Origin of the sequence: Achromobacter piechaudii NBRC 102461 (genome assembly GCF_001571245.1) — a bacterium.
GTDB classification, from domain to species: Bacteria; Pseudomonadota; Gammaproteobacteria; order Burkholderiales; family Burkholderiaceae_B; genus Achromobacter; species Achromobacter piechaudii.
In genome coordinates, this window is sequence record NZ_BCTK01000001.1 from 463,275 (window position 1) to 482,454 (window position 19,180).

At 64.7% G+C, this 19,180-nt stretch carries 7 protein-coding genes and 1 pseudogene; all 8 read left to right on the top strand.

All coding sequences use genetic code 11. The features are described 5' to 3' along the window. Positions 1-61: 61 nt before the first annotated feature. The 8 genes and pseudogenes from API01S_RS02255 to API01S_RS02290 all read left to right on the top strand — a co-directional run bounded on the left by API01S_RS02255 (position 62) and on the right by API01S_RS02290 (position 18,951). The gene (locus tag API01S_RS02255) at positions 62-5,284 is read left to right on the top strand and encodes an alpha-2-macroglobulin family protein (RefSeq protein WP_167351689.1); all 5,223 of its coding nucleotides are present in this window, start codon (positions 62-64) and stop codon (positions 5,282-5,284) included. Beyond that, positions 5,281-7,500, top strand: a complete 2,220-nt coding sequence (pbpC, locus tag API01S_RS02260; protein ID WP_061302925.1) for a penicillin-binding protein 1C — start codon at positions 5,281-5,283, stop codon at positions 7,498-7,500. Before API01S_RS02255 ends, pbpC begins: the two co-directional genes overlap by 4 nt. A gap of 37 nt (positions 7,501-7,537) precedes the next feature. Beyond that, positions 7,538-9,868, top strand: a pseudogene (clpA, locus tag API01S_RS02265) (ATP-dependent Clp protease ATP-binding subunit ClpA). Further along, positions 9,868-11,205: a paraquat-inducible protein A gene (locus tag API01S_RS02270; protein WP_006220272.1), complete on the top strand. Its 1,338-nt coding sequence runs from the start codon at positions 9,868-9,870 to the stop codon at positions 11,203-11,205. Before clpA ends, API01S_RS02270 begins: the two are co-directional and overlap by 1 nt. A gap of 46 nt (positions 11,206-11,251) precedes the next feature. Beyond that, positions 11,252-12,916, top strand: a complete 1,665-nt coding sequence (locus API01S_RS02275; RefSeq protein WP_050730083.1) for a PqiB family protein — start codon at positions 11,252-11,254, stop codon at positions 12,914-12,916. 5 nt (positions 12,917-12,921) lie between these two features. Continuing rightward, positions 12,922-13,569, top strand: coding sequence for a PqiC family protein (locus API01S_RS02280; protein WP_061302927.1), 648 nt, complete (start codon positions 12,922-12,924; stop codon positions 13,567-13,569). A gap of 162 nt (positions 13,570-13,731) precedes the next feature. Then, positions 13,732-17,553: a trifunctional transcriptional regulator/proline dehydrogenase/L-glutamate gamma-semialdehyde dehydrogenase gene (putA, locus tag API01S_RS02285; RefSeq protein WP_006220269.1), complete on the top strand. Its 3,822-nt coding sequence runs from the start codon at positions 13,732-13,734 to the stop codon at positions 17,551-17,553. 252 nt (positions 17,554-17,805) lie between these two features. Then, complete coding sequence (locus tag API01S_RS02290; RefSeq protein WP_050730085.1) at positions 17,806-18,951, top strand: branched-chain amino acid ABC transporter substrate-binding protein; 1,146 nt, start codon at positions 17,806-17,808, stop codon at positions 18,949-18,951. Positions 18,952-19,180 lie beyond the last annotated feature (229 nt).

Here is a 19,180-nt window from a genome sequence, read left to right on the forward strand (position 1 = left end):
CGGTTGGTCGGCAGCTCCGCCGCAAAGGAGCAGTGGATTCGAGTAGGCGGAGGGGTTTGCCGTGAGTGGAAAGGTTAGTAAGACCTGGCTGGCGGTTGCCGGCGTAGTGGTGTTGGCCGGCGCTATCGGCGTGGGCTGGTGGATGGGCAAGGACAAGCAGGCGCCGGCTCCGACCGCGGTCCCTGCGGTTTCAGCCCCGGCTCAAGCGCCTGCAACTGCGGCGCCCGCCGAGACAAAACCGGCGCTGGGCGCCAGCGCAACCGTCGGCGCGCCCGACCCCTTCGCCGCGCTGACCTGCCAACCCCGCCAATACAACGACGCGCTGTCGCTGTCGGTCACGTTCACCCAGCCGGTGAACGCCAAAGCCAAGCTCGATGATTTCCTCCAGGTCACGGACTTGGGCGCCTCGTCGGGCAAGGCCGATCAGGACAGCGAATCCGCGGCCAGCGATCAGCCGGCGTCGGTCAAGCCGGGCGACTCCGCCCCGCAAGGCAAGATCGTCAAGGGCAGCTGGATCGTGGGCGACAACCCGCGCATGGTGTATTTCCCGTACATCCAGCCGCAGCGCAAGTACGCCATCACGGTGCGGTCCGGTTTGCCGGGCGCTGCTGACAAGGTCGTGCTGACGCAAGCCTCCAATTGCGAAGTCAACACGCAGGCCATGCCGCCGTCGTTCTATTTCGCCAGCCGTGGCGTGGTGCTGCCGGCCGGCCAGAACGGCGGTCTGCCCGTGGCCACCGTGAACGTCTCCGAAGTCGACGTGCAATTCCTGCGCGTGGCTCCCGACCGTGTGCCGGAATTGTTCGAAACCGTGCTGGGCATCGGCCGCAAGACGGCTGACACCTCTGACGACGAAGACGAGGGCGGCTACAACGAAGACGATGCCTGGCGCTATTCCGACAACCGTGGCCTGAAGGGTTCGGTCAGCAACTGGGATCTGGACCGCCTGAATTCGCTGACCACCAGCGTCTACCAAGGCCGCTTCCTGACCGACGACAAACCCAACCGCCGCCACGTCACCTTCCTGCCCGTGGAAGGCGTGAAGGAACTGCAAGAGCCCGGCATCTATATCGCGGTCATGAGCCAGCCGGGCCGCTTCCGCTACGAATATCAAGTCACGTACTTCTACGTCAGCGATATCGGCCTGCATGCGCGCCGCTACAGCGATCGCGTCGAAGCCTATTCCGTGTCGCTCAAGTCGGGCCAGGCCATTCCCGGCGCCGTCTTCGAATTGGTGGACGGCGCAGGCAAGACGCTGGCCAAGGCCGCCGCCGATGCGCAGGGCCACGTGCGTTTTGACGGCAGCTTCACCAACGCGCGAGTCATCCGCGCATCGCGCGACAAGGAAATGACCGTGTTGGCGCTGGCCGAGCCGGCGCTCGATCTGTCGGAATTCGATACGGGCGGCCATGTGTCGCGCCCGAACAACCTGTTTGTCTATGCCGGCCGCAATCTGTACCGCCCCGGCGAAACGTTCAACGTGTCGGTGCTGCCGCGCGACCTGGACGGCCGCATGCTGACCCCCGCGCCGTTGACGGCCACCATCAAGCGTCCCGACGGCCGCGTGGTGCAGACGACGCTCTGGCAACCGAAGAAGGATCTGGTCGGTTATGTCGAGCGCGCCATCGACTTGCCGCTGGATGCCCAGACCGGCTCGTGGCTGCTTGAGCTGCGTGTCGACCCGGCCTCGCGCGCTCCGGACGCGTCGTGGAAATTCCAGGTCGAAGAGTTCCTGCCCGAGCGCATGAAAATGACGCTCACCTCCGAGCAGGAAGTGCTGGAGCCTGATGAGGAACTGACGGTAGACGTGCAGGGCGACTATCTTTACGGCGCGCCCGCCGCGGGCAACCGCCTGCTGTCCACGTTCCAGGTCAAGCGCGATCGTTTCGCGCAGGCCCAGAAATGGCCGGGCTTCATCTTTGGCGACGTGGCTGACGACACGCGTCGTTCGTTCGGTGAGCTGCCCGAAGCCGCGCTGGACGACAAGGGCTACGCGCAGATCAGCATCAATCCCAACGCGTCCGGTACGCACTCGCCCATGAAGGTGCGCGTGTCGGCAAGCCTGCTGGAATCGGGTGGCCGTCCGGTCGTGCGTTCCATCGAGCGCAGCGTCTGGCCCGCCGAGAAACTGATTGCGGTGCGTCCGCAATTCGATAGCGACGTGGCGCGCGAGGGTGCGCCCGCGGCGTTCGAAGTGATCCGCGTCAATGCCCAGGGCGAACTCCAGCCCTTGGCCCAGGCACAGATGCGCCTGTTCCGCGAAGAACGCCAATACTATTGGCGCTTCGACGACCAGCGCGGCTGGAACAGCGGTTATACCGAAACCGAAGAGCTGGTGGATTCGCGTGAGATCGCGCTGAACGATCGCACGCCGCTGACCGTGCCGGTCAAGTGGGGCCGTTACCGCCTTGAGGTCGCCGACCCGGAAACGGGCGAGACCATGCGCTACCGCTTCTACGCGGGCTGGAACGCGCAGGACGCCGACTCGATGGGCAATCGCCCCGACCGCGTGCAGATGAAGCTTGAAGGCGTGCCGGCCAAGCCGGGCGACACCGTCAAGGTCACGCTGACTCCGCCGCATGACGGCCAGGCGCTGGTCACCGTCGAAGGCGACCGCATGTTGTGGTCGACCTGGGTGGCTGTGAAGGCGACGGGTACCGTCGTCGAAATTCCGGTCAGCAAGGATTGGAAGCGTCACGATCTGTACGTGGCCGCCGCCGTGTTCCGTCCGGGCAGCGAAGGCGACCGCGTCACGCCGGCCCGCGCGTTGGGCCTGGCGTTCCTGCCGATCGCCAGCGCCGACCGCAAGCTGGACGTGAAGCTGACCGCCGCGCCCAAGACCGTGCCCGAAACCAAGACGACCGTGCGCGTCAAGGTCGACGGCGCGCAAGGCAAGCAAGCCACGGTCACGCTGTCCGCCGTGGACGTGGGCATCTTGAACATCAACCAGTACGCCACGCCCGATCCGCTGGATTATTTCTTCGGCAAGCACCGCTACGCGCCCGAACTGCTGGACATGTACGGCAAGCTGATCGAGAAAATGGACGGGACCAAGGGCAAGCTGAAGTGGGGCGGTGACGCCGCCATGCGCGGCGACAGCAAGAGCCTGCCCAAGAAGGTCAAGCTGGTCGACCTGTTCTCGGGTCCGGTCACGCTGAACGCGCAAGGCGAAGCGGACATTCCGCTGGACCTGCCCGACTTCAACGGCACGCTGCGCCTGATGGCGGTGGCCTTCACTGCCGACAACTACGGCAGCACCGACACCGAAATGGTGGTGGCCGCGCCGATCGTCGCCGAGCTGAACACGCCGCGTTTCATCACGCCGGGCGACCAGGCCGCCATCGCGCTGGACCTGACCAACCTGAGCGGGGCCGAGCAGAAGATCAGCATCAAGCTGGAAGCGCTGGACCCGCTTGCCATTACCGATGGCGTGCGCACGGTGACGCTCAAGGACAAGCAGCGCACCACCTTGCGCTTTAACGCCACCACCACCGGTTCGTATGGCCTGGGCCTGATGCGGCTGACCATCGACGGGCAGGGCGGCGCCAAGCCCGTGCACATCGTGCGCGAATCGGTGCTGCAAGTGCAGCCGGCCTACGCGGGCGAACGCCAGGTTCGGCGCCTGCGCCTGAATCCGGGCGAGACCAACGTGGCGCAAGCATCGTGGGTGTCGTCGTATTACCCGGACTCGGCGCTGGTCAGCCTGACCGTGTCGAACCGCCCGCCGTTCAACGTCAATCGCCTGGTCGAAGGGCTGCTCGCGTATCCGTATGGCTGCGCCGAACAGACCATCAGCCGCGCCTTGCCGTGGGTGCTGATCGACGACGCGGTGGCCAAGCAGTTCGGCCTGAAGCCGCACTCGCAAGTAGAACGCGCCGCGCAGGTGTCGGGCGCCATCGGCCGTCTGTCGGGCATGCGCAATGCTGTGGGCTCGTACAACCTGTGGAGCGGTTCCAGCTCGCGTGACGTGTGGCTGACCGCCTATGCGGTGGGCTTCCTGCAGGACGCGCGCGACCAGGGCTTTGAAGTGCCTGAAGCCACGCTGGATCGTTCGCGCCAGTGGTTGCTTGAACAGGTTCAGCAGACCTCGAACAGCTTTGGCACGTGGTCGGTGAACCTGCGCCGCAACATCGAGGCAGGCCGCATCGACAGCAGCGACGCCAACATCCTGCGCGAAGACCATCGCCGCTTTGCTGGCTTGTCGACTGCCGTGCTGGCTCTGGCGCGCGACAAGAAGGCGCCGCTGTCGACGGTGCGCCAACTGTTCGACAACTATCAAGAGCGCGCGCGTTCGCCGTTGCCGCTGATCCAGTTGGCCGCCGCCTTCAAGCTGATGGGTGACGAAGGGCGCATGAAGTCCGCGCTGGACGCCGCCATGACGCGCGAATACGGATTCCCGCGCCGCAACTACAACGCCTACTACGACGAGTGGCTGGGCGACTACGGCAGCAGCGTGCGCGACTATGCCTTGTCGTACGCGTTGGCCAACCAGTACGGCTTGAAGCACGAGCGCCTGGAAAACCTGCTGACGCAGCTGACCTCGCGCCTGGGCAATCGTTCGTACCTGTCCACGCAAGAGCGCATGGCGCTGTTGATGGCGGCGCGCGCCATCGGCGGCGACAAGGGCACGCCGTGGGAGGCCGCGCTGACGGTCAATGGCGTGCGCAAGCCGCTGGATGGTGGCAAGTCCGACCAGACCGTTGGCCTGACCGCCGCCGATCTGGCCAACACGCAGATCTTGAACACGGGCGCTCAGTCGCTGTTCCTGGAATACGACATCCAGGGCAGCCCGACCGTTGCACCCAAGCCGCGCAATGACGTGATCCAGCTCAAGCGTGGCTGGTATCGTCCGGACGGCAAGCCTTGGGATGGCGGCACGTTGCAAAGCGGCGACATGCTGGTGGTGTGGGTGCAGGCAAGCGCCAATCAGAACATTCCTGATGCGCTGATCGAGGACCGCGTGCCGGCGGGTTTTGAAGTCGAAAACCTGAACCTATCGCAAAGTCCAGAGATGCAGGAATGGACGATCGGCGGACGCCGCGTGGCCGAAGCGATGTCTGATTCCAACATCAAGCATCGTGAGTTCCGCGACGATCGTTACGTGGCCGCCGTGTCCCTGGGACGCGGCAAGGTGGACGTGTTCTATCTGGTGCGCGTCGTGACGCCGGGCCGTTATGCCGTGCCCTCGACCGTAGCGGAAGATATGTACCGCCCTGAAATTCGCGGTGTGGGTGAGCAATGGAGCACGGTCGAAATCCGCGATCGTGGCGCCAAGCGTCCTTGACCGCCGCCGCCACCCCCACGGCGGGCGCCTCGCGCGCCCGCCGCTGGCGGCGGCGCGGCATCATCGCGGCCAGCGTGTTGTTTGCGCTGGCCGCGTTGTTATTCGTGCTTGACCGCCTCTACCCGTTGCCCCCCATCGACTCTGGCGGAGCCGCCGTGGTCGTCGCCGCTGATGGCACGCCGCTGCGCAACTATCCCAGCCGCGACGGAATCTGGCGTTATCCCGTCACGCCGGACCAGGTGTCCGCGCGCTATCTGGATACCTTGCTCACGTACGAGGACCGCTGGTTCTATTGGCATCCCGGCGTCAACCCCGTGGCGTTCGCGCGCGCGGGCTGGCAGTGGGCCACGAACCGCCGCATCGTGTCGGGCGGCTCGACGCTGACCATGCAGGTCGCGCGGCTGATCGACCCGCAACTGGCGGGCAAGCCGTCGCGCTCGATGTCCGCCAAATTGCGGCAGGCCTGGCGCGCCGTGCAGTTGGAAATGCACTACAGCAAGGATGAGATTCTGTCCTTGTATCTGACGCATGCGCCCATGGGCGGCATCGTGGAAGGCGTGGAGATGGGCTCGCGTTTGTGGCTGGGCAAGTCGGCCCGCGATTTGGGCCCGGCCGAAGCCGCCATGCTGACCGCCTTGCCGCAGGCCCCGTCGCGCCTGCGCCCCGATCGTCATCCCGAAGCCGCGCAAGCGGCGCGGGACAAGGTGCTGGACCGCATGGCCGAACTGGGCCGCTGGAGCCCGGCCGAGGTCGCCGACGCCAAGATCGAAAACGTGATCGCGCCGCCGCTGCGGGCGCGCTGGCTGGCGCCGCTGGCCGCCCAGCGACTGTTGCAGGAAGCCGGCGGCAAGCCGTCGGCGCGCCGGCCCGGCCAGCGCCCGCCGCTGGTTGCCTCGACGCTGGATGCGGACATGCAGGCATCGGTGGAACGAATGTTGCTGGACCGTGTCGATAGCTTGCCGCCCAAGGTTTCCATGGCGGTGCTGGTGATGGACAACGACACGCTGGAGGTCAAGGCCTACGCAGGATCGGCTGATTTTTCCGACGATACCCGCTATGCGCATGTGGATATGGTGCGTGGAGTGCGCTCGCCGGGTTCTACTCTGAAACCTTTCCTGTACGCGCAGGCGCTCGACGAAGGGCTGATCCATTCGGAAAGCCTGTTGATCGATGCGCCGATGTCGTTTGGCGGCTACGCCCCGGGCAATTTCCAGGCCGCTTTTTCCGGCCCGGTCAGCGTGGCGCAAGCGTTGCAGCGCTCGTTGAACGTGCCCGCCGTGGACTTGCTGGACCGCGTCGGTCCGGCCAGTTTCGCGTCGGTTATGCTGACCGGCGGCGTACGGTTACGTTTGCCGCCGGGGGCAGACCCAAATTTGAGCTTGATTTTGGGCGGGGGTGGCACCACATTGGAAGAACTGGTCGGCGCTTACCGGGCTTTGGCCCGCGACGGCATCTCGGGACGGCCTCGTCTTCGGACGGAGCAGCCTCGAATCGAGTCCCGTATGATGAGCCCTGGAGCCGCCTGGATCGTCCGCGATATTCTCGAGGGCGGCGGGCATCCCGACCGGCCTTTCTACCAGTCGGGCAACCCGACCCGGCGACTGGCCTGGAAAACCGGAACCAGTTTTGGATTCCGGGATGCCTGGGCGATAGGGGTGACCGATAGATGGACGTTAGGCGTCTGGGTCGGTCGTCCTGACGGCACGCCAAACCCCGGTTTCTTTGGGGCGAATGTGGCGGCGCCGTTGCTGCAAGATATTGTGGCCGCGTTGCCGGAAGGCGCGCAGCAGGTCCGTAGCCGGCCCGAAACGGTGCAGGCGGCGGTCACATGCTGGCCACTGGGTTACAGGTTGGGCAGCGTGCCATCGGGGCAATGTCCCGAACAGCGCGCGGCGTGGCTGCTGAACGACACGGCGCCGCCGTCATTTGCCGGTTATGCCGACGCCACCCAAGGCCCGTTGCGGGTGGGCGGCGTGGCCAACGGTTCGGTGCTTCGGCCCGTGCCAGGAAGCCGGCAAGTGGCGCTGGATGTAGATGTGCAAGGCGCCGAAGGAGAAGTATGGTGGATGCTTGATGGGCGCGTGGTGAATCACGGCGCGTCGAGTCATCCGTTTAATTTAGTGCTGGCGCAAGACGGCCGGTATACGCTAACCGTCATGGACACCCAAGGTCGCCACGATAGAGTGGTTTTTGAAATCGCTGGCGTTACGCCATGATCGGCATAGAATATGAATCGTGTATTTGACCGCTTCGATGCAATACGGAGGAAGCGTGATTTCTCAAGAGCTTGAAGTCAGCCTGCATATGGCTTTCGTCGAGGCCCGTTCGGCCCGGCACGAATTTATTACCGTCGAGCACCTGCTGTTGTCGCTGCTTGACAACGCTTCGGCAGTCGAGGTCCTACGCGCCTGCGCGGCGAACCTTGACGATTTGCGCCGCAACCTCCGTCAGTTCGTTTCGGAAAACACCCCGGTGATTCCAAGCGGCGCCGAGGTCGACACGCAGCCGACGCTGGGCTTTTAGCGCGTGATCCAGCGCGCAATCATGCACGTCTCCGCGGGCGGCACCGGCAAGAAGCCGGTGACTGGCGCGAACGTGCTGGTGGCCATATTCGGCGAAAAGGACTCGCATGCCGTGTACTACCTGCAACAGCAGGGTGTTACGCGCCTGGATGTGGTCAATTTCCTGTCGCATGGCATTACCAAACAGCCCCAGGTGGAGTCCGCCGCCGTGCAGAAAGAGCAGCAGACCAACGGTGAAGAGCAAGGCGAATCGCGTCAGTCGCCGCTCGACCAATACGCCACCGACCTGAACGCCGCCGCGCTGGCGGGCCGCATCGATCCCCTGATCGGACGCGAGCACGAAGTCGAACGCGTCATCCAGGTGTTGTGCCGCCGCCGCAAGAACAACCCGCTGCTGGTCGGCGAGGCCGGCGTGGGCAAGACCGCCATCGCTGAAGGCCTGGCCTGGCGCATCACGCGCGGCGAAGTCCCCGAAATTCTGCAAGCTGCCCAGGTCTTTTCGCTGGACATGGGTGCGTTGCTGGCGGGCACCAAGTACCGCGGCGATTTCGAACAGCGTCTGAAAGGCGTGCTCAAGCAGATCCGGGGCAATCCCGACGCGATCCTGTTCATCGACGAAATCCATACGCTGATCGGCGCCGGTTCGGCATCGGGCGGCACGCTGGATGCGTCCAACCTGTTGAAGCCGGCCCTGTCTTCAGGCCAGCTCAAGTGCATCGGCGCAACCACCTACACGGAATATCGCGGCGTCTTTGAAAAAGACCACGCGCTGTCGCGCCGCTTCCAGAAGATCGACGTGCCCGAACCCAGTGTCGAGCAAACCGTTCAGATCCTGCGCGGCTTGAAGAGCCGCTTCGAAGAACACCACAGCGTGCGCTATTCTGCCGCTGCGTTGTCGGCTGCCGCTGAATTGTCGGCGCGCTTCATCAATGATCGCCACTTGCCCGACAAGGCCATTGACGTCATCGACGAAGCCGGCGCGGCCCAGCGCCTGCTGCCGCGTTCGCGCCAGAAGAAGGTGATCGGCAAGGTGGACATCGAGAACATCGTGTCCAAGATCGCCCGCATTCCGCCGCAATCGGTTTCCAACGACGACCGCAGCAAGTTGGCGACGCTCGACCGCGACCTGAAAACGGTCGTCTTCGGGCAGGACGGGGCCATCGACGCCTTGTCCGCCGCCATCAAGATGGCGCGCTCGGGTCTGGGCAAGCCGGAAAAGCCCATCGGTGCTTTCCTGTTGTCCGGCCCGACCGGCGTGGGCAAGACCGAAGTGGCCCGTCAGCTGGCGTTCACGCTGGGTGTCGAGCTGCTGCGCTTCGATATGTCGGAATACATGGAACGCCATGCGGTGTCGCGCCTGATTGGTGCGCCGCCGGGATACGTCGGTTTTGACCAGGGCGGCCTCTTGACCGAAGCCATCACCAAGCAGCCGCATTGCGTGCTGCTGCTGGACGAAATCGAAAAGGCCCATCCGGATGTGTTCAACATCCTGCTGCAAGTCATGGACCATGGCACGCTGACCGACAACAACGGCCGCAAGGCAGACTTCCGCAACGTCATCCTCATCATGACGACGAACGCGGGCGCCGAAACCTTGAACCGTCCGTCGATCGGCTTTGCCAATTCGCGGATGCTGGGCGACGAAATGGCGGAAATCCGCCGCATGTTCACGCCTGAATTCCGCAACCGCCTTGATGCAATCATCCCGTTCGCCGCGTTGGACCGCGAGGTCATCCTGCGCGTGGTGGACAAGTTCCTCATGCAGCTGGAAGATCAGTTGCACGAGCGCCGCGTAGAAGCCGTGTTCACCACGAAGCTGCGCGAACATCTTGCCAAGGAGGGGTTCGACCCGCTCATGGGCGCGCGTCCCATGCAACGTCTTATCCAGGACACCATCCGCCGCGCGCTGGCCGACGAGCTGCTGTTCGGCAAGCTGGTCGATGGCGGTTCGGTCACGGTGGACCTGGACGATACGGGCAAGGTGACGCTGGACTTCGACGACAACGGGAAACCGCCGTCGTCCGATGCGCCGGACAAGCAGGAAGTTGAACTGATCGATTGATGACCGCGGATAGCCAGCCGCTGATCGAGTGCGAACATTGCGCAAGCGTTTATCGCCGACATCAGCTTGAACCTGGCGAGACCGCCAATTGCGCCCGCTGCGGAGCCATACTTTGGCGCTACAGCGGGCTTACTTTGTCCAATTGGCTGGCGCTCGCGATTACCGCCCTGATTGTCTTCGGGGTGGCCAACGCCTACCCGGTCGCTTCCATGTCCGTTCAGGGCATGGTGCAACAGGCGTCCTTGCTGGACGCCATTTCCATTACGTGGCGGCAGGGCCGCTGGGTGGTCGCCGTCATGACCGGCCTGGCGGGCTTTGTCTTGCCGCTGCTGCAATTGACCGTGCTGCTATGGGTGTTGGGTCCCTTGTCGCAAGGCCGCGAGCCCGCTGGTTTCCGTGTCGCGATGCGGCTGCTGGGCTTCTTGCGTCCTTGGTGCATGGTGCCGGTGTTCCTGCTGGGCGTGCTGGTCGCGGTGGTCAAGCTGGCCGGCATGGCCGCGGTATCGCCCGGCATCGGCCTGGGCGCATTCGGCCTCTTGACCATATTCCTGACCATGCTGGGCCGCCTGTCGCCGCACGTGCTGTGGCGGTACGCCGAAACCGTGGGCGTGGTGCCCGTACACATTCCTGAAAGCGGTCCGGACAGCGTCCTGGCCGGTTGCCACGTGTGTGGGCAGGTGCAGGCGCTGCCGCGCGATGCCGACCCCGAAGAAGAACACCACTGCGTGCGTTGCGAAGCCGTCGTGCACTACCGCAAGCCCGATCACCTGGCGCGGACCTGGGCGCTGCTGCTTGCGGCAGTTGTGTTCTACATCCCGGCTAATGTCCTGCCCGTGATGCAGGTAAGTTCAGTGTTGGGCGACAGCGCTCACACCATCCTGGGCGGTGTGGTGGAACTCTGGCAGATGGGGTCCTGGGATATTGCGTTGATCGTGTTCATCGCCAGCGTGGCTGTGCCGCTGACCAAGCTGCTGGCCCTGATCCTGTTGCTGCTGACCGAGCAATGGCGCAGCACCACCAATCTGCGGCCACGTACCCGCTTGTATCAGATGGTCGAGTTCATTGGCCAATGGTCGATGCTGGATGTTTTTGTCGTTATATTGCTGGCGGCGCTGGCCGATTTCAAGGGACTGATGGAGATCAGCGCCGGCGCCGGGGCTGCAGCCTTCGGCGTGGTGGTGATCCTGACCATGCTGGCGGCGATGAGTTTCGATCTGCGTCGCAGCTGGGATCTTGAAGGCGAAAGTGAAATCGACGCGCCCGAAATCGAGGGTCGGGCGCAACCGGCTCAAGCGGCGCATCACGCGCCGTCCGTGACACGCAGGGAAGTGGGTTAGCAGGTTCCGTAGTTCCCGCTCAAGAAGAGAAGAAAAAGGAAAGTAGATGTCCGACCAAGCACCCGGCGCCGGTGAAGAGAAGTACAAATCACCGACCATCTCGCGCAAGCAGAAAAGCCGGATTTCATGGATATGGCTCGTGCCGATCGTGGCGGCGTTGATGGGCATGTCGCTCGTCATACGCACCTGGATGCAGGCTGGCCCGGACATCTCGATCTCGTTCAATACGGCCGAAGGCCTGGAAGTGGGCAAGACGCAGCTGCGCTACAAGGACGTGAACATCGGCACGGTCAAGTCCATCGGCTTCAATTCCGATCGCAGCAAAGTCGTGGTGCAGGCCGAACTGGCCAAGGAAGTCTCGGACCTGGCGCGCGAAGGCACCAACTTCTGGGTCGTGCGGCCGCGCCTGGACGTCAGCGGCGTTTCGGGCCTGGGCACGTTGTTGTCGGGCGCCTACATCGGCGTGGACGCGGTGGAAGGCAAGAACGGGTCGCAGAAAGCCACCAAGTTCAGCTTCGACGGATTGGAAATTCCGCCTGCCGTCACGCATGACCGCGCGGGCAAGCGCTTCATGTTGAAAGCCTCGGACCTGGGCTCGCTGGACATCGGTTCTCCCGTGTATTTCCGGCGCATCAATGTGGGCCGCGTGATTGGCTATGAGCTCGACAAGACCGGCACCGCGGTCAATGTCGAAGTGTTCGTCGATGCGCCCAACGATAAGTTCGTCACCAACGCCACGCGCTTCTGGAATGCCAGCGGCGTGGACTTCAGCGTCAATGCCGACGGCCTGAAGGTGCGCACCCAGTCGCTGGTGTCGATGGCGGTGGGTGGCGTGGCGTTCGAATCCGTGCAAAGCGTGCGCGATGGCAGCGCGCCCGCGCCGGCGGATGCCAAGTTCGATCTGTACCCGACCGAAGCGGCCGCCAAGGCAAATCCCGACGGCGAAGCCTTCCCGATCCGCATGCGCTTTGACCAGTCGATACGCGGCCTGGCCGTGGGCGCGCCGATTGACTTCAGCGGCATCACGCTGGGCAACGTCACGCAGATCAACCTGGACTTCGACCCGGCCACCAAGCGGTTCTATTCGCTGGTCGACGCCACGCTGTACCCGGAACGCCTGGGCCGCGTGTACGAGGAAGTGCGCGAGCGCGCGCTCAAGGATGGCGACGTGGCGGGCGTGCGCCTCTTGGGTGTGATGATCAAGTACGGCCTGCGCGCGCAACTGCGCACGTCCAATCTGCTGACGGGTCAGCTGTACGTCGTGCTGGATAATTTCCCGAACGCCAAGCCGGTGGAATTCACGCCGTCCGACCCGGCCGTGATTCCGACCATCCCGGGCAACCTGGATCAATTGCAGCAGCAGGTCAGCAACATCGTTGCCAAGATCGAGAAGATTCCGTTCGACAAGATCGGCGAAGACCTGCGCACCACGCTGGCCAGCACGTCCAAGCTGATGAACCGCCTGGACAAGCAGGTGGCCCCCGAGGCGCAAAGCATGCTTAAACAGGCCAGGGAATCGATGGCGAACATCAATTCGATGCTGGCCTCGGATGCGTCCTTGCCGGTCAATACCGAAAAGGCGATGCAGGAACTGAGCCGCGCCGCACGCTCGTTGCGGGCGTTGGCCGACTTCTTGCAGTCGAACCCCGAAGCCTTGCTGCGTGGCCGGGGTAAAGACCCGATTCCCGGCTCCGGCCCTGTCAGGAACTAAGAATCATGACTTTATCTTCGCTGCGTCCTGTCCTGTCCCTGCTGGCGCTCGGCGCCGCCCTGGCCGGCTGCGGTTCGTCGCCGCCTGTGCACTATTACACGTTGCAAGGGCCGGCCGCGCCGTCCACTGCCGCGCCCGCCGGGTCCGCGGGTTTTCTGATCGAGGTGCAGCCGGTCAGCCTGTCGACCCAGGCCGACCAGCCGCAACTGATGGTGCGGACCGGCGACGGCAGCGTCTCGGCGCTGTATTCCGAACGCTGGAGTTCCCCGCTGGGCGACGAGCTGCGCGGTGCCTTGTCCGATGCCTTGAAGGGCGAGCTGGGCGCGCTCGATGTGCAAATGGTCAAACCCGGTCCGGGCGCGCCCGTCTGGCGGGTGCAGACGGATGTGCAGCGCTTTGAAATGGTCTCGGGCAGCATGGCGCAGTTGGACGCCACCTGGCGCGTGCGGCCGGTCAACGCGAAGGGCACCGGGCAGTTGTGCCGCAGCGTCGTGACGGAAAAGGTGACCGAGACCGGCATCCCGGCCTTGATCGCCGCCCAGCAGCGCGCGGTGGTTGCGTTGGCTGGCGCAATGGCGTCGGCCATACGCGGTCAAACCCCGGCCGGATCCGCGTCCGTGCAGATGCTGGGTTGCTCGCCGCTCGAGGACTAGGGCTAGGCGGCTCATAGGGAAACCCGCGTTAACTCAAGTGGTTAACCTAGGGTTAACCTCAATACAAACGCGGTTGCAACCTGTCTAGCATACGGTCCTACCCATATTGGGTTCCGTTCGGATCCAGTATCACCTTTGCCATGCGACAGGAAGCAATCTCTTATGGCCAGCACGACCCTCGGCGTCAAAGTTGATGACGCACTGCGCGACCGCCTCAAGGCGGCCGCGAACAAGCTCAACTGCACGCCCCACTGGCTGCATAAGCAGGCAATCCTTTCTTATCTGGACAAGATCGAGCGTGGCCATCTGCCCGCCGAGATGTCGCATCTGGGCGTAGACCACGGCGCGGAAGACGACGCCGGCGACACGCCCGCCGCGCCAACCCCGCCGTTCTATGAATTTGGCCAGGACGTGCAGCCGCAATCCGTATTGCGCGCCGCCATCACCGCCGCCTATCGCCGCCCCGAGCCCGAGTGCGTGCCGCTGTTGCTGGGCCAGGCCCGCGTGCCCAATCTGGAAAAGGTCCACGCGATGGCGTCCGACCTCGTCAAGAAGCTGCGCGGCAAGCGCAGCGGCGGCGGCGTTGAAGGCTTGATCCAGGAATTCTCGCTGTCCAGCCAGGAAGGCGTGGCGCTGATGTGCCTGGCCGAAGCGCTGCTGCGCATTCCCGACCGCGCCACCCGCGACGCGCTGATCCGCGACAAGGTCGCGCGCGGTGACTGGAAGTCGCACATGGGCGGTTCGCAGTCGCTCTTCGTCAACGCCGCCACCTGGGGCCTGATGATCACCGGCAAGCTGGTTGCGGTCAGCAGCGAGCAATCGCTGTCCAAGGCGCTGACGCGCCTGATCGGCAAGGGCGGCGAGCCGCTGGTGCGCAAGGGCGTGAACATGGCCATGCGCATGATGGGCGAACAGTTCGTGTCGGGCCAGACCATTTCCGAAGCGCTGGCCAACAACCGCAAGATGGAAGCCAAGGGCTTTCGCTATTCGTACGACATGCTGGGCGAAGCGGCCACGACGGCCGAAGACGCCGACCGCTATTACGCCTCGTACGAGCAAGCCATCCACGCCATCGGCAAGGCCGCGGCCGGCCGGGGCATCTACGAAGGCCCGGGCATTTCGATCAAGCTCTCGGCGCTGCATCCGCGCTATTCGCGCAGCCAGCGCGAACGCGTCATCGCCGAATTGCTGCCGCGCGTGAAGGCGCTGACCGCCTTGGCCCGCAGCTACGACATCGGCCTGAACATCGACGCCGAAGAAGCCGATCGCCTGGAAATCTCGCTGGACCTGCTGGAAGCGCTTTGCTTCGCGCCGGAACTCGAAGGCTGGAACGGCATCGGCTTTGTCATCCAGGCCTATCAGAAGCGTGCGCCCTTCGTGATCGACTACGTGATCGACCTGGCGCGCCGCAGCCGTCACCGCGTGATGGTGCGGCTGGTCAAGGGCGCCTACTGGGACAGCGAAATCAAGCGCGCCCAGGTCGACGGCCTGGAAGGCTATCCCGTCTATACGCGCAAGCTCTACACCGACGTGGCCTACCTGGCCTGCGCGCGCAAGTTGCTGGGCGCGCCCGAAGCGGTGTACCCGCAGTTCGCCACGCACAACGCGTACACGCTGGCCGCCATCTATCAACTGGCGGGCCAGAACTACTACCCCGGCCAATATGAGTTCCAGTGCCTGCACGGCATGGGCGAACCGCTGTACGACGAAGTGGTCGGCCCGCTGGCGCAAGGCAAGTTGAACCGTCCTTGCCGCATCTACGCGCCGGTCGGCACGCACGAAACGCTGCTGGCCTACCTGGTGCGCCGCCTGCTGGAAAACGGCGCCAACACCTCGTTCGTCAATCTGATCGGCGACGACAGCATTCCCGTGGAGACGCTGGTGGCGGACCCGGTGGACGCGGCCTCGCGCATCGTGCCGCTGGGCGCGCCGCACGAAAAGATTCCGCTGCCGCGCGAGCTGTACGGCAATCTGCAACAAGGCGCGCGCGCCAATTCGGCCGGCCTGGACCTGACCAACGAACACCGCCTGGGTTCGCTGTCGGCCGCGCTGTTGGCCAGCGCCGGCACGCCGTGGCGCGCCGGCCCGATGTTGGGCGAGGGCGACCAGGCCTGGGACGCGGCCCGCGCCATTGAAGTGCGCAACCCCGCCAATCTGCGCGACGTCGTGGGTCACGTCATCGAGGCGCAGGCACAAGAGGCCGACGCCGCCTTGCGCGCCGCCGCCAACACCGCGCCCATCTGGCAGTCGACGCCGGTGGCCGAACGCGCCCAGTGCCTGCGCCGCGCCGCGCAGCTGCTGGAAGAGCAGATGCAGATGCTGCTGGGCCTGATCGTGCGCGAAGCCGGCAAGTCGCTGCCCAACGCCATCGCCGAAGTGCGCGAAGCCGTGGACTTCCTGCGTTACTACGCGGATCAGGCGGAACGCGAATTCAGCAACGACACGCATCGTCCGCTGGGCACCGTGCTGTGCATCAGCCCGTGGAACTTCCCGCTGGCTATCTTCACGGGCCAGGTCGCGGCCGCGCTGGCGGCAGGCAATACCGTGGTGGCCAAACCCGCTGAACAAACGCCGCTGATCGCGGCGCAAGCCGTGGCCATCCTGCGCGCGGCCGGCGTGCCGCCGGGCGCCGTGCAACTGCTGCCGGGGCGTGGCGAGACCGTGGGCGCGCAGCTCGTGGCCAGCCCCGCCGTGCGCGGCGTGATGTTCACCGGATCGACGGACGTGGCGCGCATCATCGCGCGCACGCTGGCCGACCGCCTGGACGACGACGGCCACACCATTCCGCTGATCGCCGAAACCGGCGGCCAGAACGCGATGGTGGTGGATTCGTCCGCGCTGTCCGAACAAGTGGTGTTCGATGTGTTGAGTTCGGCCTTCGACTCGGCGGGCCAACGTTGTTCCGCTCTGCGCGTGTTGTGCGTGCAGGAAGACAACGCTGATCACGTGCTGACGATGCTGCGCGGGGCGATGCGTGAACTGGCCGTGGGCAACCCGGACCGCCTTTCGGTGGACGTGGGCCCCGTGATCGATACCGACGCCCGCAACGGCATCCAGCGCCACATCGAAACGATGCGCACGGCGGGCCACCGCGTGGACCAGGTCGAGCTCAATGGCGAATGCCGTCACGGCACGTTCGTGCCGCCCACCATCATCGAAATCGATCACGTCAGCGAACTGACGCGTGAAGTGTTCGGTCCGGTGCTGCACGTGGTGCGCTACAAGCGCGACGAGCTGGACGCCTTGCTCGACGCCATCAACGGCACCGGCTATGGCCTGACGTTCGGCGTGCATACCCGCATCGACGAAACCATCGCGCACGTGACGGGGCAGGTGCATGCCGGCAACGTCTACGTCAACCGCAACATCGTGGGCGCCGTGGTGGGCGTGCAGCCGTTCGGCGGCGAATGCCTGTCCGGCACGGGTCCCAAGGCGGGCGGACCGCTGTATATGTACCGCTTGCTGGGCACGCGCCCGGCGGGCCTGCCGCCCTCGTTGGACGCCGCCGCGCCGCTGCCTCAGCGCATCGCCTTGCCGGGTCCCACCGGCGAGACCAACACGTATATGGTCGAACCGCGTGGCGCTGTCTATTGCGTGGCTGCCACCGAGGCCGGCGCGCGCGCGCAGTGGTCGGTGGCGCGCCTGACCGGCAACCATGCCTGGTTCGCGGATACGCCCGCCGCCCAGGCGCTGCTGGCCACGCTGGATGCCGAGCAGCAGGGGCAGGTTGGAATCCTTGCCGATGAGGAAGTCGATCAGGCCGATTACCAGGCCGTTCTGTTCGAGGGCGATGGCGACGCTTTGCAGGCGCTTAACCAGCGCATCGCGCAGCGTCCTGGCGCCATTCTGTCCGTGCATGGCCTGACCTCCGACGCCTTGGCGGCGGGCGCCAGCTACGTGCCGGAGCGCCTGCTGACCGAGCGTTCCATCAGCGTCAACACGGCCGCTGCGGGGGGCAACGCCAGCCTCATGACGATCGGTTGAGGGTGACCGCAAAGTCACCTCGATGACCGAGGGTTATCTCCAATATCGGGCAGGTTGCACTGGAACGAAAATCCGGTCGCACCTGAAGTCCGGATGTCGCAACCCGACATCCGGACCTTGCAGAAAATGCATGCGCGGGACCGGGCCACAGCCCGGCCCGCGGTAGTAGAAAAACCAAAAGCCTGGCTAAAAGCTCAGGTATAACAAGGCCTTAAGACCAAGGTCGAAGGTCCGACACCCGGAGGGTTACCCATGAAGTTCCGCACCACTTTGAAGCTTCTCGCCGCCAGCATCGCCGCTGTGGGCATGACGGCCGCCGCGCACGCCGCCGACATCAAACTTGGCTTTGCCGCGCCGTTGACCGGCCCGCAATCGCACTACGGCGAGGACATGCAGAACGGCCTGAACCTGGCTTTGGAAGAAGCCAATAAGAAGGGCATCAAGGTAGACGGCCAGCCTGCCAAGTTCGTGCTGGTCTCGCGTGATGATCAGGCCGATCCGCGCGTGGGCGTGCAGGTCGCGCAACAGCTGGTCGACCAGGACGTCGTCGGCATTCTGGGCCACTTCAATTCGGGCACCACCATCCCCGCCTCGCGGGTCTACCATGAAGCCGGTCTGCCGCAGATCGCCATGGCGACATCCCCCGAATACACCAAGCAGGGCTACGAAACCACGTTCCGCATGATGACCAGCGACACCCAGCAGGGCGCCGCGGTCGGCAAATTCATGGTGCAGAACCTGAAGGCCAAGAAGGTCGCCATCATCGACGACCGCACCGCCTACGGCCAAGGCCTGGCCGATGAAGTCGAAAAGGCCGTGAAGGCGGCGGGCGGCGAAGTGGTTCGCCGCGAATACACCACCGACAAGGCCAACGACTTCACCGCCATCCTGACCAACATCAAGGGTTCCGCGCCCGACGCCATTTTCTACGGCGGCCTGGATGCGCAATCCGGTCCCATGAAGCGCCAGTTGGCCACGCTGGGCCTGAAGGCGCCGCTGGTCTCGGGCGAAATGACCCGTAGCGACACCTTCATCAAGCTGGCCGGCGACGCCGCCGATGGCACCTTCGCCTCGCTGGCCGGCGTGCCGCTGGACAAGATGACCGCCGGCAAGGACTTCGAAAAGCGCTACCAGGAACGCTTCAAGAAGGCACCTGGCGTGTACGCGCCGTATGCCTACGACGGCGCATGGAACATGATCACGGCCATTGAACAGGCCGGTTCCGCCAAACCCGAGAAGTACCTGCCGGTGCTCGCCAAGCTGGACCGCAAGGGCGCCACCAGCGAGCACATCGCCTACGACGCCAAGGGCGATCTCAAGGAAATCTCGGTCACCATCTACGAAGTCAAGAATGGCAAGTGGGAGATGGTTGAAACGATGGTCAGCCAAGCCAACTAAGGCGGCTTGACTCGAAGGGCGGATGGGTCGGCGTTGCCGCCGTCCGCCATCGCATTGCGCACACGCCGCTCGGCGTGTTGCCGCGACCGCCGCGTTCCGTTCGTCAGGGCGCCGGCCGCTGCTGCGCGACTTTCTCCAGGCTTATTTTCGCGGCCCCTATGGATATCTTCATTCAACAACTGATTAACGGCGTCACGCTAGGCAGCGTGTACGCCTTGGTCGCCCTTGG

What these genes read in the sequence shown, in the direction of transcription:
- API01S_RS02270 (WP_006220272.1), top strand. Translation starts at nt 9,868, where the DNA reads ATGACCGCGGATAGCCAGCCGCTGATCGAGTGCGAACATTGCGCAAGC.
- API01S_RS02275 (WP_050730083.1), top strand. Translation starts at nt 11,252, where the DNA reads ATGTCCGACCAAGCACCCGGCGCCGGTGAAGAGAAGTACAAATCACCG.
- API01S_RS02280 (WP_061302927.1), top strand. Translation starts at nt 12,922, where the DNA reads ATGACTTTATCTTCGCTGCGTCCTGTCCTGTCCCTGCTGGCGCTCGGC.
- putA (WP_006220269.1), top strand. Translation starts at nt 13,732, where the DNA reads ATGGCCAGCACGACCCTCGGCGTCAAAGTTGATGACGCACTGCGCGAC.
- API01S_RS02290 (WP_050730085.1), top strand. Translation starts at nt 17,806, where the DNA reads ATGAAGTTCCGCACCACTTTGAAGCTTCTCGCCGCCAGCATCGCCGCT.